We start from the raw sequence: 25,710 nt of genomic DNA, 5'->3' as shown, positions 1-25,710 counted from the left end.
GAAGGACGAAGGGAAATTATGTTAACGTCGCGTGACACAGAGCTATATATTCTTGCGGGGGCGCGCACGCCCTTTGGGACCTATGGTGGACATTTGAAGGATATTGATGCGGTAACACTGGGAACTATTGCGGCCCAAGGAGCGATTGAACGGGCAGGTGTGCCGGCTCAGGCGGTGGATTTCTCGGTGGTGGGTGGGGTCATTCCGTCGACACAAGATTATGCATATTTGGCGCGCCACGTGGCCTTAAACGCCGGCCTTTCGATACAAGCGCCTAGCCTGACCGTGAATCGATTGTGTGGCTCGGGATTGCAGGCGGTGATTTCGGCAGCCCAGGCCCTCATCTTGGGCGATGGCCAGGTGGCGCTGGCAGGTGGCACGGAAAACATGAGCCAGTCTCCCTATGCCATGCGCAATAGTCGATGGGGGATAAAAAATGGGGTTCCTGAATTGGATGACACCTTGCAGTCGACGTTAACCGACTCCGGCATTGGCCTCGGGATGGGAATGACGGCGGAAAATCTGGCACGCACGCATGCGATTACGCGTGAAGTGCAGGACGAATTCGCGGTACGGAGTCATCGACTCGCGCACCGGGCCGCCACGGAGGGGGTTTTTCAGTCCGAAATTGTCCCGGTACCTGTTCGCCAACGGGGGAAGACTGTCGTCGTGGATGTAGATGAACATATTCGGCCAGACACCTCACTCGAATCACTCGCGAAACTTCGACCAGTCTTTTTGAGTGATGGGGGCACGGTGACCGCGGGAAATTCATCGGGGATCAATGACGGGGCCGCGATGCTGTTGATTGCGACGGGAGATTTTGTGCGCACCCATGGACTGAAGCCCTTAGCACGCATTGTGAGTTATGCGGTGGCGGGCGTGGACCCCGCCATAATGGGCATTGGGCCGGTTCCTGCATCGCGCATGGCGCTGGAGAGAGCGGGTCTCGATATGAAGGAGATTGGGCGGGTGGAAATTAATGAAGCCTTTGCAGCTCAGTATTTGGCCGTGGAAGAGGAACTTCAACTGAACCGAGATATCACGAACATTCATGGAGGCGCCATTGCACTGGGACATCCTGTGGGGGCCTCTGGTGCACGTTTGATCTTAACGCTGGCCTTAGAGATGCATCGAGCTCAAGTGCACTATGGACTGGCGTCGCTATGTATTGGAGGAGGGCAAGGGATAGCCATGGTGATTGAAAGCCTATGAGAGTGGGGTGGACGTGGGGCGCCGCTGTCACCGTCTTAGGGGCCTTGTTGACCATCGGTGTTGTGGTCCATGGGCGTACTGCGACCACGGTTGTGCCATCGCCATATGGTCTTTCGCGCGTAGCCAAATTCCGAGTGCGCCAGTATTTTAGGGAGGCCTTTCGTCATCATGAATATGAACTGACCTCGTTCCAGGTGATGGATCTAATGCATCGGAAGGAGCCGATGGTGCTTATTGATGTGCGCCAGCCACTGGGTAAAGATGGATTCGATGCGGGGCACATCCAAGGGGCGTACAATATTCCGCTGCAATGGATGGGAAAAGAGCTTCTTGCTACGCATAAGGAACAGGAGATGTTGCCTTTCCATGCTACAAGTGGCCTTACCAAGGATATCCCCATCACCTTTTTCCCCTTGCCGCATCATGTGCCGATTGTGCTGATGTGCTACGACGGTAATGGCGGCGAGATGACACCCGCTCTGTTGAGAATTCTTGGGTATAAGGCCTATTCATTAAAAGATGGCGTTTCGCTCTGGAATGGCGCTCTCAATGTATGGCCCAATTGGTCACAGCATCGTCTCATCAGTTGGCCTATGGTTAGCGGGCCTGGCGTGATCTGGACTGACCCTGACAAAACCTCTTCGACCTCGTATGTTATCGGAGAGAAGTGGCAAAAGAGTGTGGCTTCGATGTTGTCGTCCATGTCCCGTCCGTATGCCAGGGGATACGCGTTTCCTTGGACCATCGATCCGGATACCTTGGCGGCCGACATTGCCGGGGAGCATCCCCCGCTTATCATCGACTTGCGCTCGCCGACGAGCTATCGCGCTGGGCATATCGCGGGAAGCATCAACATTCCTTTCCGTGAGCTGGGAATGGAGACAGATCGGCTGAATCCCGATCGACCAATAGTTCTGGTGAGTCAGTCGCTCCAGAAGGCTGCTCAAGCGAATGGTATTTTGCGGATTCTGGGGTATCGTTCATATGTATTAAAGCAGGGTCTTGCCGCATGGAACCGCGACCAAGACCACGTTCCGACACCGCATCACTATCCGATTGAGGGTGGCATGAGCTAAGTTTTGGGGGATTCGCTAGTAGATGAGAATGAGGTCATCGTGACGCCCATCTTGAGGCGTGCTTTCTTTGAAGAAACAGTGGTACATTGAACCGACGAGGGACGCGTCATTGCAGTGGACGATGAATCTCGGGAAAAGGTTTTTGCGATGTGAGCGGTCACCCCGGAAAGGTGAACGAAGATATGGGGCATAATGGTGAAAACGGTGTCATAGACACCTACCGTGGATAAACGAGGGGGCCGTTTGCTATGAATTGACGAATCGTTGAGGGGGTCATTCCATGGAAAATCAGGATACAGAATTTGTTTCAGACACAAAGGAGTTTTTGCATAAAATGTCGAAACACTGGTCGACAACAAGGAGGTTCCCATGGCCACCGTGACCATTGGACGGCGCATGACGCGCGAATTTCATCAGATGTTAGCGACCGAGAGTATCCGGACCATCTATCAACCCATTGTATCGTTATCTCAAGATGCTATTTTGGGTTATGAGGCGTTAAGTCGGGGCCCCATACCGCGCTTGTCCAGTCCTGCGACAATGTTCGAATTGGCTGATAAGGAATCGCTGGGTCCCACGTTGGACCGAGCTTGTTGCCGTCGGGCGATTCAAAACTTTCCTTATCACAGTGACGAATCACTGCTACTATTTCTCAACGTATTGCCGGAGACGCTCGAAATGGGCATTGTGTCCCACCATCTGTTGCATCGCTGGACGGATGACTACGGTATCTCCCCTAATCGGGTGGTTATCGAAATGACCGAGCGCCGTATTTCTGACCCCTCTCGGTTTTATGCCGAAATAGCCTATTTAAAAAAGCTTGGGTTTCGCATCGCGGTGGATGATGTCGGCACCGAGTATAGCAATTTGTCCATGTTGGCCGATGTGGTGCCGGATTTCATTAAATTTGACGTGGACTTCGTTCGTCTGACTAAAGCTCGTCCAGTACGCCAGCTATTGGTGGAATCCCTCGTGCGATTTGCGGATCACATCGGGGCCAAAATTGTGGCAGAAGGTATTGAAACTACCGATGATGCCGAAACTTTTCGTCTGCTGGGAGTTCCTTTGGGGCAAGGGTATCTTTATGTCCCGCCACCTCTTACTCCGTGAGGCCAGAAGCCCTTGTGTGGAATTAATCTGACGATATAATGGTCGAAAGAATCCGATCTAAATCGGGGATCTTCACGGCGATGACACCCAGCATTTCATGTGTACTGTCCCAATGCAGCCGGCCTGAGGGTGAGATTCGTCCTGGGGGCGATGAAGAAAACTGAGCGCGGGTTCGTGGGGTGTTACAAAGACGTCGATGAGAGATGGAGGGACGCAATATGAAAGCAGCAATTTTTCAACAACCTGGTCAGGTGAACATTGTGGAAAGACCAGAACCTCAAATTCAGGAGGCGACCGACGCCATCGTCCGAGTCGTCATGGCCTGTGTCTGTGGATCGGATCTTTGGTACTACCGTGGAATTGTGCCGCGTCCTTGGGGAAAGCCCATCGGTCACGAATTTATCGGGGTTGTTGAGGATTTGGGTCCGGATGTGAAGACGATTCGTCGTGGGGACTTTGTGATCGCGCCCTTTCTGTACAGCGACGGGACCTGTCCACATTGTCGCGTGGGGATGACGGCGCAATGCATTCATGGTGGCGGATGGGGTGGCGAGACAATGGATGGCGGTCAAGGGGAAAAAGTGCGCGTGCCCTGGGCAGATGGCACCTTGGTGCAGGTGCCTGGTACAGATTTTTCTCAAGATATGTTGGCGTCGCTACTCACCTTGTCGGATGTGATGGGGACGGGACACCATGCGGCTCGAAGCGCGCATGTGGCGCGCGGTGATACAGTGGCCGTGGTGGGCGACGGAGCCGTGGGGCTGTGCGCTATCATCGCAGCGAAACGGCTTGGTGCCGAGCGCATTATTGCGCTGAGTCGTCACCCGGCACGTCAGGCACTGGCGCGCGAGTTTGGTGCGACGGACGTTGTTCCAGAGCGGGGCAAAGAGGCGGTAGAGGTTATCATGGAAAAGACCCATGGCATAGGTGTAGATGGAGCGCTAGAGTGCGTAGGCACCAATGAGGCAATGCAGACGGCTATTGCGATTGCTCGCCCGGGCGCCACGGTGGGGACTGTGGGTGTGCCGACCGATGTCGAACTACCATTTCGCGATATGTTTTTTAAAGATATCGGCGTGGCCGGTGGGGTCGCGCCGGTTCGGGCTTATATTCCGGAATTATTGAAGGACGTTCTCAGTGGCAAGATTAATCCAGGTCGCGTCTTCGATTGGCGCCGGGACTTGGAACAGGTGGCCGAGGCATATCAAGCCATGGACGAGCGTCGCGCGATAAAGGCGCTTCTTACGGTAAGCGAACGATGACAACGACGAGACGACGTAGTAGGGGCGCTAGCGAGGATCTGCCATGCCTTGAGGGTTGAATGAGAGAGGGGTTCAAGCTATGGATCGGAGATTTCGGGGGTGTGGTGACAATCGTGGAACGCTGAGGAACTACCGGCGACTGTGATGATAAGGAATCATTGGCTCTGACCGTAGTACGTGCTGTTATCGTTCGCACTTACGCAATGATAGCAAAAGAACGACACGAACTCACGTTGGTGTCGTTCTTCGCGAGGAAAATTCTATTGAGAGATTCCGAGCTTATCTAAGATAAACGCATACTCTTCAGCGACCTCGTTCAGCCGAGCGAAGCGACCCGAGGATCCTCCATGTCCCGCTCCCATATGGGTCTTGAGGAGTAGTTGATGCTGATCGGTTTTCATGACCCGTAAGCGGGCTACCCACTTGGCAGGTTCAAAATAGCCGACGCGGGGATCGTTAAGTCCAGTATATATCAACAGATGCGGATAGGCTTTTTCCTCCACATTATCGTAGGGACTATACGATTTCATGTAGTGGTAATATTCCGGTTCGGCAGGATTCCCCCACTCATCCCATTCTAAGCTGGTTAAGGGGATACTGGCGTCGAGCATGGTGGTTAGCACGTCGACAAAGGGCACCCCTGGGACAACGACTTGAAAGAGCTCCGGGGCGAGGTTGAGTACGGCACCCATCAAGAGACCACCTGCACTGCGTCCGCGAGCGGCCAGCAATTGAGGCGTGGTGTAACCTTCCCCAATGAGATATCGTGCTGCATCGACGAAATCCGTAAAAGTGTTGCGCTTCTTAAAGAGCTTGCCGTTCTGATACCACGACTCACCCATCTCAGAGCCACCGCGAACGTGAGCGATGACGTATATCACCCCACGATCAAGAAGAGGAAGACGGGTAGCATCAAAGGCTGGGTTGGAATTAGCTCCATAGGAACCATAGCCATACAAGATTAGCGGGCGCGGGGTCTGTCCCCAAAAGGACTTTTTCGCTACCAGTGATAGGGGGATCGGAGTGCCGTCTTCTGCCGTTGCCCACAGTTGCTTTTGTAGATACTGGTCTTGATCATAATGGCCAATGGGCTCTTGGTAGAGGATGGTGCGCTTGCCGGTTGTGAGATCAAGCGCATAGTGGATTTTGGGTGTCACCAGCGATGAAAAACTGATCAGCATCTCTTGCGCCGTATAGGAAATATTGTGACCAGGGGCCACCGTATAAAGAGGTTCCTCCCAGGAGAGACGATGGAGGGTATCCTCTTGATAGGTCCATAGTTGTGTCAGGCCCTCTTCTCGACCATAGATGAGGAGCGCATCTTGAAATGGGATGACCTCTTGAAGGTAGCGCTTGTGGTTATACGGGAAGAGCGGGGCGGCTTTTGCTAACGTGGGTTCGGCAATCGGCACGGTCAAGAGTGTGAAATTTTCTGCGCCGTCATTGGTTAAGATGAGAAAGTGCTCGTGCCAGTGCTCGATCATGTACAAAATGTTGCGACGGCGCGGGGAGAACAACTGGAACGGCTCTTCGGGAGTGTTCGAGGGCAGATAATAAACTTCGCTGGTAATTTTGGTGTCGCTGACGAGAAAAAGATAGTCTCCACTTTTTGACGTGTGAAGGTTCAACGTAAACGTGATATCGGTTTCTTCAAATAACAAGATATCTGGTTCGGGGCTGAGTAGGCGATGGCGCCATAATTGATTGGGCCGCTGACTCATGTCGATCGTGATGTAAAAGAGGTATTGACTCTCTTTGTCCCAGGCAATGCTTCCGCCTATGTAGACATTGGGGATGGGAGAATCGACTAATTCCCCAGTGGTCAGGTCCTTCACAAAGAGCGTGTATCGGTCGGTGCCATCGCGATTTTCGAGGTAAGCCAGACGATCGTGGCTAGGACTGACCAAGACGGTGGTGACGCTAAGAAATCCGTCGGTGGCGAGAGCATTGACGTCAAGGATAATTTCTTCCGCTGAATGGGGTAACTCGTCACGGTGCACGGCTTGTTTACGATAATAGGTGCGATACTGCTGACCCGGATTAATCCGGGAATAGTAGAAGTAGGGCCCATCTTGAGCCGGCATCTCTTCTTCCGCTTCAGGGATATGTTCAATCATTTCCCGATATAAGGTTTCTTGAAGTCCGCGTAAGGGTTGCATCATCTCTTCAAAATAACGGTTTTCTTCGGTAAGGTATTGAATGACTTCGGGGTTTTCCTTCTCTCTTAGCCAATAATAATCATCTTGGCGTATGTCTCCATGGATTTGATGGGGGTGAGGATAGCGTTGCGCTTTCGGTGGATTCATGAAGAACCTCCTTCGAAGACTATGGAATCACTTCCATGATACTCGACCAGTCGATTAAAATGTAGCGTCGTTCCTCAATACAATAGACTTGCACCCAGTGTTCCTCAAGTTGAATGGGGATTACCATTTGGCTCAAGGGAGCGGAGTGCCCAGGACTCTCGTAAGTGACCATGACGGGTTGGCCGTGTCGTTGTGCGCTCATAAAGCTCTGGTAGAGAAATTCACGCGTGGGTGCCGTGGGAGGCGTGTCTTGATGATGGGAAAGACGTACTTCCCACTGAGTTTCCTCCGGTTGACGAGATGAGCTCCCGCCCTCGCGACCTGGACGACTGGGGGTCAATACCTGCGAGAGGATTGGCGATCCGGCGCGTTCGAGACGCTTTAGAATGTCTTTGACTCGGGTTGCGGGGATGACGACATCGGTTTCAGATAGTCGTGATAGGGCATCACGACCAAGAACCGTCTCGATGTCGCGGGAATCTTCTGGTCGTTCGCTATGGACCAGAGTGACCTCCATGATCCGATGGCGGCCGATGGCCCGATACCAGTCGGCTAGGTTCACGGCCACATTATCCGGTACACCGGTGCGGGATAACGCCTGCAGTTGATCGAGATGTTGTTCAAGAGTACCGCCGCCTTCGATATGCCGCCGCACGGCTTGTATATCAATTTGATAGGTGGACACACGGTCTGATTTGATGCGTGTTGCGAGCGCATCTAACTGCCAGCGTTCAGTCATGGAGACTTGTGGCGGAACCATCACTTCGCCAGTCGATTGGATCACAATCTGGTGGCGCTCTTCGGATTCAAATTGACCGTGCATGGCCGCGTATGCGGCGGTACTGAGTCGCAAAAAGCGGGAGGAATCGGTCTCCCAAAGCCCTAAATCCACCATTTCATCGCGGCTCGCCACGAACTGATGAAGGTAGCGGGCCCCATCGACCTCGAGATCGGTGAGGTATTGATGCACTTTGTCGATTATCAAAAAGCCATCTTCCGGTAAGTGGAACGCTAAGCATGACATGAATAGGTGAGGCCACGAGATTCTTTGCGGATCGTACACATGGTGGGCGAAATAGTCATATCGTTGGCGCGGCTCGAGCGAAAATAGTGCAAGCGCCTGGGCTTCGTTCACCCCCAGAGCATAGGGATCGTTAACGGTAGTAAAGAGGTTCATTTGATTCATAACGCGTAGAATGTAGCTCAATCGCACATCGGGGGAAACCGTATCAGAGTGCCACAAGAGCGGCATGAGACGGTTTAACTGCCGCTTATAGATGGTATTTTGATTGGTTACCAATAACGGCTCTACACGCGCGTAGGATAGCACTTGAAAGACGTCATGCCAAAAAGGGTCCCATACTGGCACGGGAGATATCACGCGCTCTGGGCCAGAGGTCATGAGGCGATCCCAAGGAATGTTGAATAATACCGGTATCAGACCGACCATCATGTCCCAAGGAATGACGTAGATTGAGCGATAGGGACCGTAACGGGTCTCGAACACCCATCCCCTATCAATAAGCTCTTCAATCCCTGCTCGAATCCGGCTGTTTTTTGCCATGGCGGCTCGAAATTGGCCGCGGTTCACGATCCAGTGTTGTAGGGTGGTTAAAGCATCTTCAGACAGATGCTGCACGGTAGATCGAAGCATATCGGGATTCAATAAGACGTCAGATAAGGCGGAAGGGGTAGCACTCGTGGCATGGAGGCGGTCTTGCAATTCGCTGCGTTCGGAACCTTTTAGTGCTCGTAGAATGGTAAAGGTGGATAGAAATGCGGGATTCACGATTCACCTGCCCTAAATGGGATTACCAGCGCCAGACGGTTCTCAGGCGTACCCTCGGCGTTGGCATGAGCAATATCATAGCGATAGCCTTGCTCGCATAAGAAGAGTTGTCGCTTTTGGGCAAAGTCTTGTTCTTTGGTGTCTTCAGAGACGAGACTATAAAAGGTGGCCATCATGCCATGAGACTTAGGTCGCAAAATCCGCCCTAGGCGTTGAGCTTCTTCTTGACGACTGCCGAAGGTGCCGCTGATTTGGATGGCCACGTTGGCATCAGGGAGGTCAATGGCAAAGTTACCCACCTTGGAGACGAAGAGCACGGGGATCGTACCCTGACGAAACGCATCATATAAGGTTTCTCGCGTCCGTGATGGAGTCTTCCCGGTGATAAGGGGTGCGTGAAAATGTGCGGCCATGGCTTCGAGTTGCGATAGATATTGCCCCAAAACCAATACGTGGTCTTGGGCATGTTCTTTTAACAGCGTATCCACCACCATCATCTTAGCGGGGTTTTCTGCAGCGATGCGCACACGTTCGACATCTTCCGCTACGGCATAATTTTCTCGAGCATTGGCCGGGAGAGCAACCCGGATTTCTCGACATTGAGCGGTGGCAATCCATCCTTGTTGCTCCAAGACTTTCCACGGCATATCAAACCGTTTTGGGCCTATGAGAGAAAATACGTCCTCTTCACGATGATCTTCGCGGATGAGGGTTGCAGTGAGGCCAAGACGGCGCCGTGCTTGAAGACTGGCGGTGAGACGAAACATGGGCGCGGGGAGCAGATGCACCTCATCGTAAATGATGAGACCCCAAGGAAACTGATCCAGCGTCTCGAAATGGCGGAATGCGGATCCTTGTCGATGGGTCAGCATTTGGTAGGTGGTGACGGTGACTGGGCGTATGGTTTTCTGTTGCGCGCTATATTCTCCTACGAGGTCGGCAGTCAAAGTGGTTTTTTCTATTAACTCGCGGTGCCATTGATGCAACGCGGCCCACGAAGTGGTCAACATGAGAGTGTGCGTTTGCGCTTCCTGAATGACTCCCATGCCGACGACCGTTTTTCCGGCACCGCACGGTAACACCACCACACCATTACCTCGTTCCACTCGTCCTTCACCCCAGAAGGACTGAATAGCGTCTATTTGATACTGGCGTAGGTGAAATGGGGACCCATCGGATAATAGGGATTTCAAAGTCATTTCCAGTGGGGCGCCCGGGGTATATCCTGCAATGTCGTCAATAGGCCAGCCCGCTTTAGCTAACACCTGTTTAATGAGGCCGCGATATTCGGGACGTACGCGATACCCCGGATGAAGTGGCGCCTCCAGATACGGGATGGCCGGCTTGATCCGGCCAATTTGGGTAAGGGCTAACGCATCATCTGAGGTGAGCCATAGTCCGTCACCGTCTGGCGCGGTCACGAGTCGTAAGCGGCCATAGCGGAATTCCTGATCGCGGATGAACTGGATGACATTGGCCGGAATGGGATAAGCCGAGATGTGGGTGAGTGAGGAAATCACGGTCGCTGCGTCCAGACCTGCCGCCATGGCATTCCATAGGGAGAGAGCGCTGAGTTGATAGGTATGCATGTGCTCGGGACTGCGAATGAGTTCGGCATACCCTGCGAGGGCATCTCGGGCATCGTTATAGAGCGGGTTATCCACTTCCAAAAGAACCGTGAGATCACTTTGCACGATAACCGGTAAGCGGGCGATCAGTTTCACCTCCATGGCCACGATGTCACTAATATGCTTATGGTATCAAGGAATCGAGGGCAAAATCAAATCCCAACGTTGGGGAAGTGGGCTCGAATCGCCGCGAGAGTCTTATCATTGTTCGACTGCATGCGATGGAGATCACGTATGGGTCGAAATTGATCGGGTGTATCAAGAAGTTGCGAGGGGAGCGGCTTTTCCGATGGTTTCTGCCACTTTAGAAGCCAGTCTTGGGGTATCGGGCAATCTACTGGAAGCGATTGCTGGGATACGGTGCTCCAGAGCAGCGTCCAGGCGCGCGGAACGACGGAGAGGGTTTGGTATCCACCTCCACCTGTGGCGATCCAACGACCCGCAGTATAGCGCTGAATCCATTCATCTAAGAGAGCGGGCGCTAAGCGGTAGAAAGTGGTAGTGGCGCAAAGGTCCGCCAATGGATCCCAATAATGTCCGTCGCAACCGTGTTGACTGATGATGAGGTCTGGTTTAAAGAATTGGATCACGCGCGGTACGATGGCTTCGTACAGTTTAAGCCACGAGTCATCATCTGTGGTGGGGTAAAGCGGCACGTTCAGCGTGGTTCCAATACCTGGTCCACGGCCACGGTCGTCCACTTGGCCGGTTCCGGGAAATAGATATTCGCCCGATTCGTGAAAGGACAAAACAAAGACGTTAGGGTCCTCGTAAAAAGCATCTTGTACCCCGTCTCCGTGGTGAGCGTCGGTCTCCACGTAGAGAATGCGCCAGTGGGTCTTGCGTTGAAGAAAGCGAATTGCTACCACTATGTCGTTATAAATGCAAAAACCGGATGCGTGGTCGGCACCGGCATGGTGCAATCCTCCCGAAATAGCGAACACTCGCTGCGAGTGATCTTCCAGCACCAATTCCGCTGCGGTGAGGGTGGCTCCCACCGCTAATGCCGCCGCCTGGTGCATCCCCAAAAAGACCGGATTATCCTCCGTGCCAAGACCCCAGCGCTGTGCTCCATAGGTGGAGCGGCCCGTGTCGCTAAGACGCGTGACTAAGTCAATGTAAAAGTCGGTATGAAATAATGCTAACTCGTCGTTGGTGGCCATGCGCGGCGTGCGGATGTGGTCAGAGCTGGACAGATTAAGCGCCAAAATGAGGTCTTGGGTGGCCTCAAGTCGCCGCGGATGAAATGGATGAGTGGGTTGAAATGTATATTTCAACAAAGCGGGACTATAGATCAGTGCGGCTTGATTCACGGTATCACCTCGTGGGACATGGGATAATCGCTATAATTTTATCATGGCGGTCACAAGGGGGAGGACGATGTCGCGAATTATCTTGCGCGATGGGCGAACGGCTGATATGCGAGTACCAGAGGCGACAGACCATGACCGGTCTCAGTTAAGAGAACTCTTTCGTCGCGCGTCACGGGATAGTCTCTATTTTCGGTTTTTTCATGTCGTGGCCGAGGTTAGCGATGGGGAACTCGAGCAGATGATGGCAGTGGATCCCTTGCAATCGTTCGCCTTAGTGTGTGATGCCGGTGATAGGATACTGGCCATTGGGAACTACGTCCGTTCAGATCACAATACCGCGGAAGTGGCCCTTTTTTGTGGATGATGCCTATCAAGGCAAAGGCATTGGTACCATTCTTCTAGAACACTTGGCCGATAATGGATGGCGCGAAGGATTTCAAAAGTTCGTCGCTTATGTGCTACGGGATAATGATCAAATGCAGAAGGTGTTTCGGTCAAGCGGTTTTGACGTATCGCAGGTCTGGCAGGATGGGTTCTTGCAGTTGACGTTACCCCTGCATCAGACCGAACGGCAACGGAGTTTGGCGTTGAATCGAGAGAAACTGGCCACGGCAGCATCCCTCAAGCCATTTTTTGAGCCTGCTACGGTCGCAGTTGTTGGCGCCTCACGGGACTCAGGCAATCTTGGGCATCACGTGTTGCAGCATATTATTGAAGCTACGTTTTCTGGCACAGTGTATCCGGTCAATCTCAAAGCGGAATCGGTGTATGCCATTCGCGCTTACCCGCGACTGTCGGATGTCCCGGACACGATAGATTTAGCCGTAGTGGTGGTACCGAAGGCAGAGTTGCTGTCGGTAGTAAACGATGCGATTTACGCCAACGTACGGGCGATGGTGATTGCGAGTTCTGGGCTTAGCGATCGTAACGAGGAAGGAAGGCGTCTTGAAGAGACGTTAGTCGCGAAGTTGCGCCGGGCGGGCATTCGCTTGATTGGACCGAGTTCCATGGGATTAGTCAATACCGATCAAGAATTTTCTCTTAATGCAAGTCTGTCCGAGGCTTTGCCGCAGAGAGGTGACCTGGCGGTGGCGAGCCATTCCGGGGCGCTAGGTATTGCCATTATGAATTATGCACACCGGATGGGGCTCGGGATATCTAGCTTCGTGAGCTTGGGGAATAAACCGGATGTATCGGTGAACGACATGTTGCAGTATTGGCAGGATGATCCGCAAACGCGAGTCATTATGCTGTATATGGAGTCGTTTGGGAATCCTCGCAAGTTTTCTCAAATTGCTCGTCAAGTCACTCGCCAAAAGCCAATTCTTGCAGTGAAGAGTGCCCGTACCACGGAGAATCATCGGTTTACCTCAACCCGTCATGTCCATTGGGACATGATCGATGCCCCGGTTGAAGCGATGTTCCGGCAGTCCGGTATCATCCGTGCCGATTCCTTAGGAGAGTTATTTGATGTGGCAGCAATATTAACCACCCAACCTCTACCCAAAGGAAACCGGATTGCTCTCATCACGAATAGCGCTGCCGGCACGGTGGTGGTAAAAGATGCGATGGATAAGCTCGGACTGATCTTGCTGCAGACGGTGGACGTGGGATTTGGCGATTTAGCGCACCGTTATCGCCGAACCATGGCGCGCATGCTGGCTACGTCCGATATTGATGTCTTGGTGATTGTGTTTGTTCCGGTAGGGGATGTGGAGACGGAGTCCGTTTTACGTGCGATTCGCGCCGAGGTGGCACGATATACGCGGACGACCGAAGAGCCCATCACTATCGTTGCCAACCTTCTATTGGCTGATCCGACAGCAGCCCGAATGATTGACGCCGGCCGTTCTCGCATACCCGTCTTTCCCTTTCCCGAAAATGCATTTCGAGCCCTAGCGCGCGTACGGGCCTATGCTGAGTACTTAGAACAGCCACTGGGCCAAGTGCCCGATCTTCCCGATGCGAATGTCCTGCGTGCGCGTGAACTGTTGCGTCATTGGATGGCATCGCATCATGACGGTCCCCTATCGCAAGAAAGCGCTTTCAAACTATTTGAGGTGATGGGGATACCGCTTACGGTGGATCGTGGAAAAAGGAAATCCTCGATGGCTTTAGCGATAGTCTTTGACAGACTCTTTGGCCCGGTACTGGGCCTACGGATGAACGACGGCGAAGTCCGCATTCGCCTCGTCCCTGTGACCGACCAGGATGCTGATCGCCTGATTCCGAAGGAGTGGCATCCAGTACACCGTGAACGGTTACGTCAATTGGTACTGGGGGTGTCGCGACTGATAGAAGAATGCCCGGAAGTACGGTCTATCGAGTTAGGGGCGATTAGCTTCTCTCGTGATCGGGTGTTCGTCGCCGAGGTGGTTCTCGAGGTGTCCGCGTCCGGATATCAAGTCCCGTGATGGGGAATGCTTTTCGTCCGAACCCTTTCGTTTTGCCGGTCAGGATAGTAAAATAAGTTGATGTTGATATGAGGTAGGAGGAGACATACGGTGGCTTTCATTATTACTGACCCTTGCATCGGGCTAAAGGATGCGTCTTGTGTAGAAGTGTGTCCGGTGGACTGTATTCATAGTTCTGACGACGAGGAGCAATATTATATTGACCCTGAGGTGTGCATTGATTGCGGAGCCTGTCAGCCAGAATGTCCAGTGAATGCGATCTATGAAGAGGACGAGGTACCCTCCGAATATCAAGCGCAGATTAAGATTAACGCTGACTTCTTTAAGAAATAGCGCATGGATATCGAACTCCGCGAAAATGCGACACGTGACGATGTCCTTCAATTTATCGAAGCCGTATTGGCAGGCGAATTCAACCTGAATGCGAACCTCGCTAACCTGGCGGCGTTATTGAATCAGTATCTGCCAGACATTAACTGGGTGGGTTTCTATCTTTTTGAACACCGGTCGCAGGATTGGGTCTTGGGGCCGTTTGCGGGAAAGCCCGCGTGTACGCGGATTGGACATGAGCGGGGAGTTGTGGGGCAGGCGTTAAGTAGGGGAAAAACACTTGTTGTTCCCAATGTATTGGAGTTTGAAGGGCATATTGCTTGCGATGGGGACTCCCGTTCTGAAGTGGTGATACCCATTTTTAGTGAGGGACATGTGGTCGCGGGACTGGATGTCGATAGTCCCCACTATGACCGATTCAAGACTGAGGATGTGCAGCTCATGGAGGAGTTGTGTCATAACCTGGGGGACCATTGGTCACGTTATCATTGGTACTAGGGTGTGTATAGCGCTGTCGAGTCTGCCGTGGGCAGGCTCTTTTTTATTTCGGAAACCGGAGGATGTGATGGATGGCTTCCGCTAAATAATCCGCGGGACGTCGCATGTGCCCTGCTGTTGAGGGGCTTGCGCAGCGAATGGCTTCAGGGGCGCGACGATGAGGGGAGAAAGCCCTCATGAAGAGGCCCGCGACATCTTCGGGAGAACTGAGAGGGTTCCTTAAAATAGTCGCATGGCGAGGAGAGGGCGCTTTTGGGACCAATGGTTATCTGGGTGAACGTAAGGCATGACATACCATAAGCGCCTCAGGACATTGAGGCGCTTACCGGTATACCGATCATGCGGTTATTCGAAGTTCGCCAAAATCGTGTTCCAGGTGGCGTCGTCGACGTGCCAATCTTGGTGTACCAATGGGGTGGCACGAAATCCGGGGATTTGGGCTTCATAGGGGATAGACTCTTCTTGATAGATAAGGCCGGTGACTAATTCATCACTAGCATCCAATTGGGCGAGAGCTCCGGCACGGCTATGGACATCATAATCCGATACGTCGTCGAGGTTCACCAGGCTCTTCTTGTACCAGTCATAGGTATTCACTTTGTTGTATGTCACACAAGGAGAAATCACATTAATCAGCGAGAATCCGGGATGCTCAATGCCTTGCTGAATCAGTCGTGCCAATTGCGGCTGCCAACTCGAAAATCCCTGGGCGACAAAGGTGGCGCCGGCAGATACCGCCAGCATCAGGGGGTGAACTGGCCGATCAATGCTCCCTTTAGGAGTAGTTTTGGTTTGAAAGCCACTTTCTGAGGTGGGAGAGGTTTGTCCTTTGGTGAGGCCATACACATGATTATCCATCACAATATAAGTGACATTGACGTTGCGCCGCAACGCATGCATGAAATGGCCCATGCCGATGGCATAGGCATCCCCGTCTCCTCCAGCAGCCAATACCAAAAGGTCGCGATTGGCAAGCTTTAGGCCTAACGCCGCCGGGAGGGTGCGGCCGTGGGTCACGTGGATGTTATACGAATTGATGTAGTTACCGAGCTTTCCCGAACAGCCAATTCCGGCAACAATAGCGGTGGTGCTGGGTTCTGCTCCTACCGCGACTAGAGCCTTTTGCATGGCGACTAACACGCCGAAGTCGCCACATCCGGGACACCACCAGGACTTTTCACTGGTTTTGAAGTCTTGCAGCGTAGCCATTAACGAGTCACCTCCGCGAGAGTGGGTAATAGGGGACGGGCGGCCGCGACAATTTCTGAAGGGAAAAATTGCACGCCGTCATATTTAAGAAGGCTTTGATCGCGCTCTTCATCATACACACCAGCGGCGCGCATGAGGAGAGCCACTTGGCCCGTGGCATTTTGTTCCACAATCAGCACTTTCTTGGCGTCGTGAAAGTAAGACTGAAATTGTTCTCGTGGGAAGGGAGAGAGGGTGCGAAACCAACTGATGGCAACATGGTACCCTTGGTCTTGCAGGATATTTTTGGCTTCTCGAATCGCGCCCACTGTGGATCCCACCGCTAACAGTACGAGGTCTGGCTGTGCCGGGCCCTCCCATTTGATGCCCTCCCGGAGGGAGTGTACCGCTTCAATCTTATTGAGTCGCTTTTCCATCATGCGCATACGATTGTGGGGATCTTCAGAGACTTTTCCACTCGGCTGGTGCTCAACCCCGGTAGCCAGAAACTGTCCTTGATATGTGCCGGGCAGCGAGCGAGGTGAGACACCGTCTTCCGTCAACTGATAACGAAAGAAGGCATCTTTACCGAGTTCTAAGAGTTCCTCTTGTTCCATAATAGGCCCTCTTTGAATGGGTACTTGAGGACCGTTGAGCTTGGCGCGGTCAATCGTCTGAGACCATAATGCCAGTGATAGGTCGGTGGCAATCAACACGGGAGTTTGTAGTTGATCGGCAATATTAAAGGCTTCATAGCCGTCCTCAAAAGTTTCCTCGACGGAACTGGGGACCAAAACGACCCGAGGGCCTTCGCCATGACCTCCATTAATAATGGCCATCAGATCGGATTGCTCTTGCTTAGTGGGCATCCCAGTGGACGGTCCACTACGCTGTGTATCCACGATGACCACGGGGATTTCCGCCATGGAAGCGAGCCCAATGCCCTCTTGCATGAGGGAAAACCCAGGCCCTGAGGTGGCGGTCATAGCACGAGCCCCAGCATAACCGGCACCAATGCAGGCCGTGATAGACCCCAATTCATCTTCCATTTGCACGACAGCGCCTCCAACTAGCGGAAGCCACTTGGTGAGCGCTTCCATAATGTCGGTGGCTGGTGTAATAGGATAACCGCACATGAGTCGGCATCCTCCGGCAATGGCTCCGAGGGCAATGGCATCATTACCGGTGAGTACTAGACGATCTCCTGCGGTAGGATCTCCCAACGAGATATGCGAGGAGGTGTCTCCAAATTCATCCCGAGTGCGATGATACCCATCCAGGAACGCGTCTTGATTCGACTTTACCACCTCTTCGCCTTTGCGAGAGAACTTTGACTCCACATAGGCGAGAAAGGGGTCCACGGGAAGATTAAGAAGCGCCGCAGAAGCGCCGACAGACACCATGTTGCGCATGACAATGGAGCCATGGGATTTCGCAATTTCAGTGAGCGGGAGGGCAATCAACGTGGCCGAGATGCCTTCTGGTAACTGCGGTCCAAACGCACTATCCGCTAAAAGGATTCCCCCGAGTAATTCCTCCGCGTGTTGATTGATCGTGTCTTGATTTAGAGCCACTAATATATCCGTATGCTCAATCGCCGCTTCCACGGGGGTAGCAGAAATGCGCACCTTATAGGTGGTATGTCCGCCCTTGATTCGCGAAGAGAAGTGTTTATATCCGTATACAAAATAACCCATGCGATTAGCCACGGTCGACAGCACATCACCTGTCGAGTCAATGCCTTCGCCTTGTTCTCCACCAATTTTCCAAGAAATCATCACCGGTTCACTCCTATCCCCAAAACATCTCTCAAAGTCTTCTTGATATTAATGCATCGTTGCACGAGAAGGAATGGGCAAACGATGCCTAATTTTACGATGGGTACCACCTAAGCGGGGGATATTATCGTGGTGCTGACGCGTCCTCGAAGACCACCCCTGCATATAAGGGAGAGAGATGGCGAATGGCGTTGTGCGCGCGGGACACGAGTTCGGCACTGCGGACAATCGCATCCTCTCGAGGAAATGTGAGCCCTACGGTAAACCCATGACTTTTGAGCGCGGTCTTTTGAATGATGTCAGACATATCAGTGGCAGTAATTGAGGTGACTGGACGTTCGCCTTGGCCATGGTCATCGCGGTAATAATAAATGGGTTCCGGATCCTTCAAGCGAGAGAGTGCCTCGGGTCCCTCGGAATTGAGGTATTGTAGCAATCGTTCTTTGTCCTCATCGCTCTCTTGTTTAATCGAGAATCTCACAAAGACATAGTCACGAGCAATTCCCACCTCGAAATGCGCAAATCGCTTGTATCCTCGTTCATTGCGGGAAAATGCTACCCAAGTATCATCGGGAGGATTCACCCGTCGTCGGGCGTGACTTGCGGTGTGCGGATACATCGCATGTCCAGTAATTTCTTTAAGTCGCGGGGCCAGGTCATCACCCAGCATGGCCAGTTTCGGTCGCACGGTACTACGCAACGCAGACATTCGATCGTGAAATTCAGGAATAAGAAACACGTCAAAGTCCGTTTTACTAAAGCCTGCAAATTGATACATGGTTATGTCCTTTCTGGGAACTGACGGTGGTCTTTTTCCTAATCATGGTATCAATAGAGCCTTGAATTCACAAGTTAGGATGGGCAGACGCAGAGGATTTCCCTATCCAATCGCGAATAACCGAAGAGGCGTGGCACATTTTTTAGTGTTGATCAACAAGTTGATCAACAAAAGGAAGGTATGTTCGTGGGAGAATTAATACCGGTCATTGCAGTGGTCGTGGTGGTGTTGGCTGTACGGACCCGACGGACCATGAAAGAGCAGCCATTTCATTCCGCGACAGTGTGGGCGCGGATCATTCTTTTGTGCGCACTGGCTATTTTTGTTTTGATTATTGAAATGCGATCGCGAGAAACATTAGCGGGGGTGGCGGCAGGTCTTATTATTGGATTGTTGCTGGGGGGGTATAGTTTGAGCCATACCACCTATAATTGGCATGAAGATCCGCCACGCTATAAAACCAATCCGTATATTGGAGCGATGGTGGTCGCGTTGTTTGCCATTCGCATTCTCTATGACGCGCTCACTCTGAGAGCCGCCACTCATCACGTGGGACCCATTGACCCTATTACGGTGTCATGGTTTTCGGCGTTGCTCTATTTCCTCTTTATCGCCTACTGGAATGTCTATTACATCGGGTTATTGCGTAGGGTGCAGGAAAAGACTCACGGCAAGAGGCCCTAGCGGAATGCTGACACGTTTGCATCAATGAGAGGCCTTTTTGCTATTTGAGGACCCATTTCAAGGACTCTACTATTTTTTCGCACGAGATCATATCAATAGTGCGATCCCCTAGGGTGCTCTGTGGTACTATGGTTAGACGTGATATTCAAAACACTGGCTTTTTTCATACATAATTTCTGGTAGTCGCGTAGAAAGGATTCTCACGTGCGGGTCTTTAGTGATTTGATGTGGTTTTTTAAGGATCATAAGCGGCAGTATATTTCCGGCATTATTTTTCTCATGATTGTGTCCATTATCGCCTTGGTTCCTCCCGAAATTGTGGGAATTATCGTCAATCGCTTAACGCGACATACCTTGACCGTGACCGTCTTACTAGAAGCGGTGGTGACAATTGCAATCACGGCTTTTCTGTCGTACGGATTGAGGTATCTCTGGAGAATTCGGCTCTATGGCGGTTCAATTCAACTGGCCACAGAACTTCGTAATCGGCTATACCATCATTTTACCAAGCTCTCTCCGGAATTCTATCACCATCATCGCATCGGAGACTTAATGGCGCATGCCACTAATGATGTCCAAGCCATTCAGGAGACGGCTGGCGATGGAGTGCTGACATTGGTGGATTCCATCACCACCGGTACCGTCGTGGTCGCCACCATGGCGATTACAATTAGTTGGAAGTTAACGGTCATTAGTCTTTTGCCACTGCCACTGATGGCGTATGCGGTCTCGCGTTACGGGCAGATGCTGCACGAGCGCTTTGGGTTGGCGCAAGCGGCATTTTCCGATATCAATGACCGTGTCCAAGAATACATATCGGGAGTTCGTGTGGTGCGGGCGTTTGGCCAAGAAGCAGCGGAGCGAAAAGCCTTTGTCGCGCTCTCGCAAGATGTGGTGAATAAAAATGTAGCTGTGGCCAAGATTGATTCGCTCTTTGATCCGACCATTTCGGTCATCATCGGGTTTTCCTATTTTCTTGCGGTCGCGTTTGGTGGATATTTTGTGGTCCATGGCAGTATGGACCTCGGAAGCCTCACTACATTTACCTTATATTTGGGTCAATTAATCTGGCCGATGCTCGCTTTCGGATTTTTATTTAACACAGTGGAGCGCGGTAGTGCATCGTATGACCGGGTACAAACCTTGCTCCATATCGCGCCTACAGTCAATGAACGTGAGGACGCGCTTTTAGAGGTCCCGACAGGGAATATTCGATTTGCTATTTCAGAATTTCGCTATCCTGAAAGCGATGGGCCGGTGTTAAAAAATATTTATTTAGACGTGCCCCAAGGGACCACACTGGGCATTGTGGGAAGAACTGGCACCGGAAAGACCACGCTCATGCGACTCTTGTTGCGTGAGTTTGATGTCACGGAGGGCGATATCACTATTGGTGGCGAGTCGATTTATGTCTATCGTTTGCATGCGCTCCGTCATGCGATAGCTTACGCGCCGCAAGATGACTTTTTGTTTTCGCTCTCTATTAAAGAAAATATTGGGTTTCAGACCCCTGATGCCACCACGGAAGACATTGAACGCGTCGCGACGATTGCCTCTATTCACGAGGACATTCTGCGGTTTCCAGAGGGATATGACACCATCGTGGGGGAACGTGGGGTGACACTGTCCGGAGGTCAAAAGCAACGGGTCTCCATCGCGCGAGCCCTTATTGCTGACGCCGAAATATTGCTGCTCGATGACACCTTGTCAGCGGTGGACGCACGGACAGAAAAGGCGATTTTAGGGGCGCTGAAGGCCCATCGTCAGAATCGCACCACCATTATTTCGACGCACCGCCTCAGCGCTGTGGAACATGCCGACCAGATTGTGGTGCTTGAAGGCGGGCAAATTAAAGAGCGCGGCAGTCATCAGCAGTTGCTGGATATCGGAGGGCGATACTTCGACATGTACCGCCGACAGCAACTCGAGACATTGGTTGAACAAGGGGGGACGGCGGAATGAGTCTGGAATCTTTAGATACTCCTTTATCGTTGCCACAACGAGGCACCTTCTGGCGCCTCATGCGCTACATGCTCTATCATAAGGGCCGTGTGGCACTATCCTTGGTGATTCTGCTGTTGGCCACGGCTGCAGACGTGCTACAGCCGATCTTGGTGAAAGTATTTTTGGATCGGTATCTGATTCCACGTCATTTTCCTAAGGGCCAATTAATCGAATTGGGCGCGGCATATTTATTATTGGTGGTCCTGACATCCGCCTTTACCGTATTGCAACTGTTGTTGTTTCAATTATTAGCGCTCGATATTATCCAGCGCCTTCGGGTCGACCTGTTTGATCGAATCCAAGAACTGGCTCTCTCGTTTTTTGATCAAACGCCTGTTGGAGTGTTGGTATCACGCATTACCAACGACACTCAAGCCATTTTAGATATGTTCATGACCGTGCTCTCCACCTTTGTTCAGAACGTGACCATGCTGACGGGCGTCATGATTGCGATGTTTGCTCTGGATGTGCGATTAGCGCTCTATTGTTTGGTGCTTTTTCCGATTATTATCTTGGTGATGTGGGTGTATCAACGGGTTAGTAGCCCGGTCTTTCACTTAGCGCGCCAACGGCTATCGTTATTAAACGCTAAGCTGAACGAGTCTTTGCAGGGAATGGGGATCGTTCAGGTGATGCGCCAAGAGCCGCGTCTTCGAAGAGAGTTTGGCGAGGTCAACGAAGCCTATCGCAAGGCGCGCTTTAAGAACACGCAAATTAATGGGCTATTGTTGCGTCCCTTGATGGATGTAATTTATCTGTTGGCGTTAATCCTGGTGCTCGGATATTTTGGCCTGCTATCTTTTCATACGGCAGTCAACATTGGGGTACTGTATGCATTTGTCAGCTATTTGAGCCGATTTTTTGAACCCGTCAACAGCATGTTGCAACGGTTAAACTTTTTTCAGCAGGCGATGGTGTCAAGCCACCGAGTATTTCAGATTCTCGATAATCCATCGCGGCGTCCAGCAATGGAAGGCGATGGCAGCGCCGAGATCTCCCGCGGCCGCATTGAGTTTCAAGACGTGTCTTTTTCGTATGATGGCAAAACCGACATCTTGAAACACGTGAGTTTCACGGCCGAACCCGGTCAGACCGTCGCTATTGTAGGACACACCGGTAGCGGCAAGAGTTCCACGGTAAACTTATTGCTACGCTTTTATCCTGTCGACCGGGGCCGGATTCTCATCGATGGGCAGGACTTAAAATCTTTTTCTGAAGCCGAGATTCGTCACAAGATGGGGCTGGTATTGCAAGACCCGTTTTTATTTGTGGGAGACATTGAGTCGAACATTCGCCTTGGGGACGAGGATATCTCTTCGGATGCCGTGCAAGCGGCGGCTCGATTTGTGCAAGCGGACACCTTCATCGATAAGATACCGGGAGGATATCACGCACCCATTGGAGAGCGCGGGGCCACACTCTCCACCGGACAGCGTCAACTGTTGTCCTTCGCCCGGACTATGGTGCGGGAACCGGTCATTTTGGTACTGGATGAGGCGACCGCCAGCGTCGACACCGAGACGGAAGAGAAAATACAAGCCGCTCTTGAGAAGATGCGACATGGCCGGACTACCATTGCCATTGCCCACCGATTATCCACCATTCAAGATGCGGACCTCATCTTAGTGCTGCATCACGGCGAAGTGGTGGAGCGCGGCACGCATCAAGAGCTTTTAGCCCATCAAGGCCTCTACCATAAGATGTTTTTGCTACAGCAAGGAATGGTTGAATCGGTGTCATAGGTTATCAAGAACGGGACTGTTCTGTGAGGAACAGTCCCGGGACAGGTTAGAACTCCAACAGATTCTCGTCAGTTAACACAGCTTCCACCATGCTATCCATGTCGAGTGGTTTATCGACGCGATCGTCAATCGTGACTGTCGTAATGACGCGGTCCACGCCGCTATAGAAGGGCGACTGGTGCATCGCTTCCACGACGGGAAGAATGTCCTGTAAGTCGCCTTCTAACAGGGTCGCGGTAGGGGTCAGCACGCTTTCCACCCCAATGGCTGACTCGGCAATCTCAAAGCAGTCCTGAATATAACTCGAGATGCTGGCTTCGTCGGTGCCCACGGGAACCACTTTGACTTCGACAATTGCCATAGACATAGCCTCCGCTGTGTCAGACTTCGCTGTCCAGAGCGTATTTTCTCCAAGGCCACTCGAAATCACTCGCCCATGTCCAGGGTATAGGGCTTTTCGCCCGCCATGACTTTTGAGATATGGTTTTGTTGGTCAACATAGACGAGGCGTGGATGAAGTCCGCTACGCACTTCTTCGGGGCTAAAGTAACCATAGGCCATAATAATCACTAAGTCGCCGGGATGAAAATGTCGTGCAGCCGTTCCGTTGAGACATAGTGAACCTGGGTGGTCGTTATCTTGGATGACATAGGTGACCCAATGCGTCCCGGTATTAATGTTGGTGATGTGCACAAATTCGTGAGGCAAAATATCGGCAGCCAGAGCAAGTTGATGACCGAGTGTCAGACTGCCGACGTAATTGAGATTGGACTCGGTGACGGTGGCCCGATGGATTTTTGATTTCAGCATTTCTCTTAGCAAACGTGTCAACTCCTCAATTGAACGCCGAATGGGGTAGGTCATATTCAGTCAATCGTTTATCATATGTCGCGAGTCGAGAAAGCTTGCATGAGATTCTTGTATAGCATGACCTGCCATGAGGCACTCTAGCCGCGGAGGGATCATCTATGGAAGACCATCAGAAAGAAGGCCATCAAAAGGAAGGACATCAAAAGGAAGGACATCAAAAAGAGGAAAAAAAATATTCGGTCAAGTCTCCGCGTAAGCACCCCAAGCCCTCTATGGGCACTCCCAGCACCATCAACCAAGCGGTACGCCAGGAACTCTGGTATGTGGATACCATGGTGGCGTCGCCCTTTCGCATGGTGCGTCGGCAATTAGAAGGGCGCCAGGGAGCCATGGCTCAAAGTGCGGATGAAGCCATGTGGGCGATGGAGGGGATGGTTCGTCTGCCCATTAAACTGATACAAGCAGCGTTTGGTGAAGCGCCATCCGTGGCGCCGAGCGACCAACACGGAGAATCATCGCACTAGTATTTCCAATTTGTAGGTCACCATTTTCGACGATAGAGCATCGCCTTCAGGCAAACGGTGGGACGGCTATGGCGCAAGAGCCGTAATGATAGGAAGTGCAGCCATTCTTTTGTCTGTCAAGAGATCAGTCAAAAGTTGGCTCTTCAGTTAGACAATAGCAGACCGCTCCGATTCTCCGTATGGACGAGCATCCGGCTCCCCTGACATGGCCTATGAGGTCGTATGGTCGGGGGAGCGCGGTTTTACGATCTGACGACGCCCTCGATCACTCGGTACACTCTCTAATGTTCCGACTTCCATAACGCCTAATTCCGCAAAGGAATCCGGGGAACCCAAGGGTTAGGGGTGAATCGAGCTTGTGCTCGTAGGGCGTACTCTCGCGTCCGAATCCGTCAGCTAACCTCGGAGGCAAATTTCGAGGGGGATATATTACGTGAAAACGATGATACTAGGTGCAGCATTTTTAGGATCCATGAGCTTATTCGCCGCTCCGTCCATAGGAAGTGTTCAGGCTGCCAGTACGACCACGGCAGCACTTCAATCTCTGCATCCTGCGATGCAACATACCCTCTTTCAGGGTGATACGGGCCACTGGGTCATGACTCTTCAAGCCGACCTCAATGATCTCGGAATCTCATCAGGACCCGTCGATGGGATTTTCGGACCGCTTACTGAGGCGGGTGTAAAGTCCTTTCAGTCGCAAAGCGGACTCTCCTCCACGGGAGTAGTCAATGCCACAACCTGGCAAGACATTTTGGCAGGATTCCAACTAACTCCCTATACACCAGGAAGTCATGCGCTGAGTGCGACATCAGCCAATAGCAACCAGAGCCAATCTGTGGGATCGGGATCGGCTGAGCAATTATCGCTTCCCGAGTCGTTCCCTACTGGTGGCACGCCGGTTGACGAACCTTCCAGTTCATCGGGTCCGCAAGGGGAATTCACGCCGTCCGTCAGCACCATTGATGGGCATCAAGTCGTCGCCGCCTATCATATGATTGCTACCTCATATGGACCGAGCTTGGCAGATAATTACCCCTACGGCCCGACGGATTACTTCGGCGCACCACTAGAAGACGGAATGATTGCGGTCGATCCGAGTGTGATACCGTTGAAGAGCCTCGTCTATGTGACCGGATATCAAGACAACTTCCTCCCGTCACAAGGGTTTCTGGGACAAGCCGACGATACAGGGGGAGCCATCCAAGGTGATCGGATTGATATCTTTATGAATCAAGATTCCACCATTATTTCCGACTTT

22 protein-coding genes and 1 riboswitch are annotated in these 25,710 nt (G+C 52.1%); of the genes, 13 read left to right on the top strand and 9 right to left on the bottom strand.

Annotated features, from left to right (window positions below; all coding sequences use genetic code 11):
- Positions 1-18: 18 nt before the first annotated feature.
- From ACOJWD_RS14070 to ACOJWD_RS14055, 4 genes are all read left to right on the top strand, one after another.
- Positions 19-1,215 carry a thiolase family protein gene (locus ACOJWD_RS14070; RefSeq protein ID WP_486993875.1) on the top strand — a complete coding sequence of 399 codons (1,197 nt, stop codon included), beginning with the start codon at positions 19-21 and terminating at the stop codon, positions 1,213-1,215.
- The gene (locus ACOJWD_RS14065) at positions 1,212-2,291 is read left to right on the top strand and encodes a rhodanese-like domain-containing protein (protein ID WP_486993874.1); all 1,080 of its coding nucleotides are present in this window, start codon (positions 1,212-1,214) and stop codon (positions 2,289-2,291) included. The genes ACOJWD_RS14070 and ACOJWD_RS14065 overlap by 4 nt, the downstream gene beginning before the upstream one ends.
- Before the next feature lie 369 nt (positions 2,292-2,660).
- Positions 2,661-3,401, top strand: coding sequence for an EAL domain-containing protein (locus ACOJWD_RS14060; protein WP_486993873.1), 741 nt, complete (start codon positions 2,661-2,663; stop codon positions 3,399-3,401).
- 218 nt (positions 3,402-3,619) lie between these two features.
- Entirely contained in the window at positions 3,620-4,663 is a 1,044-nt protein-coding gene (locus tag ACOJWD_RS14055) for a zinc-dependent alcohol dehydrogenase family protein (protein ID WP_486993872.1), read from the top strand.
- Between the two features lie 260 nt (positions 4,664-4,923).
- Here the strand turns inward: ACOJWD_RS14055 and ACOJWD_RS14050 are convergent, their stop codons facing one another.
- From ACOJWD_RS14050 to ACOJWD_RS14035, 4 genes are read right to left on the bottom strand one after another with little or no spacing between them, the layout of a single operon-like run.
- The gene (locus tag ACOJWD_RS14050) at positions 4,924-6,969 is read right to left on the bottom strand and encodes a S9 family peptidase (protein WP_486993871.1); all 2,046 of its coding nucleotides are present in this window, start codon (positions 6,967-6,969) and stop codon (positions 4,924-4,926) included.
- A gap of 19 nt (positions 6,970-6,988) precedes the next feature.
- Positions 6,989-8,758: a helicase-associated domain-containing protein gene (locus tag ACOJWD_RS14045; RefSeq protein WP_486993870.1), complete on the bottom strand. Its 1,770-nt coding sequence runs from the start codon at positions 8,756-8,758 to the stop codon at positions 6,989-6,991.
- Positions 8,755-10,488 carry a DNA repair helicase XPB gene (locus tag ACOJWD_RS14040; RefSeq protein ID WP_486993869.1) on the bottom strand — a complete coding sequence of 578 codons (1,734 nt, stop codon included), beginning with the start codon at positions 10,486-10,488 and terminating at the stop codon, positions 8,755-8,757. The genes ACOJWD_RS14045 and ACOJWD_RS14040 overlap by 4 nt, the downstream gene beginning before the upstream one ends.
- Positions 10,489-10,538: 50 nt before the next feature.
- Positions 10,539-11,699, bottom strand: coding sequence for an acetoin utilization protein AcuC (locus ACOJWD_RS14035; RefSeq protein WP_486993868.1), 1,161 nt, complete (start codon positions 11,697-11,699; stop codon positions 10,539-10,541).
- A 67-nt stretch (positions 11,700-11,766) separates the two neighbouring features.
- Between ACOJWD_RS14035 and ACOJWD_RS14030 the strand changes: the two genes are divergently transcribed.
- From ACOJWD_RS14030 to ACOJWD_RS14015, 4 genes are all read left to right on the top strand, one after another.
- Positions 11,767-12,063 carry a hypothetical protein gene (locus tag ACOJWD_RS14030; protein WP_486993867.1) on the top strand — a complete coding sequence of 99 codons (297 nt, stop codon included), beginning with the start codon at positions 11,767-11,769 and terminating at the stop codon, positions 12,061-12,063.
- The gene (locus ACOJWD_RS14025; RefSeq protein ID WP_486993866.1) at positions 12,005-14,113 is read left to right on the top strand and encodes a bifunctional acetate--CoA ligase family protein/GNAT family N-acetyltransferase; all 2,109 of its coding nucleotides are present in this window, start codon (positions 12,005-12,007) and stop codon (positions 14,111-14,113) included. The genes ACOJWD_RS14030 and ACOJWD_RS14025 overlap by 59 nt, the downstream gene beginning before the upstream one ends.
- A 90-nt stretch (positions 14,114-14,203) precedes the next feature.
- A complete protein-coding gene (locus ACOJWD_RS14020; RefSeq protein ID WP_486993865.1) occupies positions 14,204-14,446 on the top strand; it encodes a 4Fe-4S dicluster domain-containing protein in 243 nt (80 codons plus the stop codon).
- A 3-nt stretch (positions 14,447-14,449) separates the two neighbouring features.
- Positions 14,450-14,941 carry a GAF domain-containing protein gene (locus tag ACOJWD_RS14015; protein ID WP_486993864.1) on the top strand — a complete coding sequence of 164 codons (492 nt, stop codon included), beginning with the start codon at positions 14,450-14,452 and terminating at the stop codon, positions 14,939-14,941.
- A 345-nt stretch (positions 14,942-15,286) separates the two neighbouring features.
- Here ACOJWD_RS14015 and ACOJWD_RS14010 read toward each other — a convergent pair whose 3' ends face one another.
- From ACOJWD_RS14010 to ACOJWD_RS14000, 3 genes are all read right to left on the bottom strand, one after another.
- Positions 15,287-16,150: a 2-oxoacid:ferredoxin oxidoreductase subunit beta gene (locus ACOJWD_RS14010; protein WP_486993863.1), complete on the bottom strand. Its 864-nt coding sequence runs from the start codon at positions 16,148-16,150 to the stop codon at positions 15,287-15,289.
- Complete coding sequence (locus ACOJWD_RS14005; RefSeq protein WP_486993888.1) at positions 16,150-17,907, bottom strand: 2-oxoacid:acceptor oxidoreductase subunit alpha; 1,758 nt, start codon at positions 17,905-17,907, stop codon at positions 16,150-16,152. Before ACOJWD_RS14005 ends, ACOJWD_RS14010 begins: the two co-directional genes overlap by 1 nt.
- 124 nt (positions 17,908-18,031) lie before the next feature.
- Entirely contained in the window at positions 18,032-18,685 is a 654-nt protein-coding gene (locus ACOJWD_RS14000; RefSeq protein ID WP_486993862.1) for a DUF1054 family protein, read from the bottom strand.
- A gap of 186 nt (positions 18,686-18,871) precedes the next feature.
- On the opposite strand from ACOJWD_RS14000, the gene ACOJWD_RS13995 reads away from it, so the two are divergent.
- From ACOJWD_RS13995 to ACOJWD_RS13985, 3 genes are all read left to right on the top strand, one after another.
- Complete coding sequence (locus tag ACOJWD_RS13995; RefSeq protein WP_486993861.1) at positions 18,872-19,369, top strand: CcdC protein domain-containing protein; 498 nt, start codon at positions 18,872-18,874, stop codon at positions 19,367-19,369.
- A gap of 204 nt (positions 19,370-19,573) precedes the next feature.
- Positions 19,574-21,331, top strand: a complete 1,758-nt coding sequence (locus ACOJWD_RS13990; RefSeq protein WP_486993860.1) for an ABC transporter transmembrane domain-containing protein — start codon at positions 19,574-19,576, stop codon at positions 21,329-21,331.
- Positions 21,328-23,115, top strand: a complete 1,788-nt coding sequence (locus ACOJWD_RS13985; RefSeq protein ID WP_486993859.1) for an ABC transporter ATP-binding protein — start codon at positions 21,328-21,330, stop codon at positions 23,113-23,115. The genes ACOJWD_RS13990 and ACOJWD_RS13985 overlap by 4 nt, the downstream gene beginning before the upstream one ends.
- Before the next feature lie 46 nt (positions 23,116-23,161).
- On the opposite strand, the gene ACOJWD_RS13980 is transcribed toward ACOJWD_RS13985, so the two are convergent.
- Positions 23,162-23,476, bottom strand: coding sequence for an MTH1187 family thiamine-binding protein (locus tag ACOJWD_RS13980; protein ID WP_486993858.1), 315 nt, complete (start codon positions 23,474-23,476; stop codon positions 23,162-23,164).
- Between the two features lie 65 nt (positions 23,477-23,541).
- Positions 23,542-23,937: an aspartate 1-decarboxylase gene (gene panD, locus ACOJWD_RS13975; protein ID WP_486993857.1), complete on the bottom strand. Its 396-nt coding sequence runs from the start codon at positions 23,935-23,937 to the stop codon at positions 23,542-23,544.
- A 146-nt stretch (positions 23,938-24,083) separates the two neighbouring features.
- Between panD and ACOJWD_RS13970 the strand changes: the two genes are divergently transcribed.
- Entirely contained in the window at positions 24,084-24,449 is a 366-nt protein-coding gene (locus tag ACOJWD_RS13970; protein ID WP_486993856.1) for a hypothetical protein, read from the top strand.
- A 292-nt stretch (positions 24,450-24,741) separates the two neighbouring features.
- A riboswitch (cyclic di-AMP (ydaO/yuaA leader) is annotated at positions 24,742-24,876 on the top strand.
- A gap of 15 nt (positions 24,877-24,891) precedes the next feature.
- A partial coding sequence (locus ACOJWD_RS13965) for a peptidoglycan-binding protein (RefSeq protein WP_486993887.1) occupies positions 24,892-25,710 on the top strand: 819 nt, incomplete at its 3' end.

This window comes from Sulfobacillus sp. TH-112, from assembly GCF_057473405.1.
The sequence above is the reverse complement of the archived record's forward strand: the minus strand, read 5'-3'. Positions and strand labels throughout refer to the sequence as shown.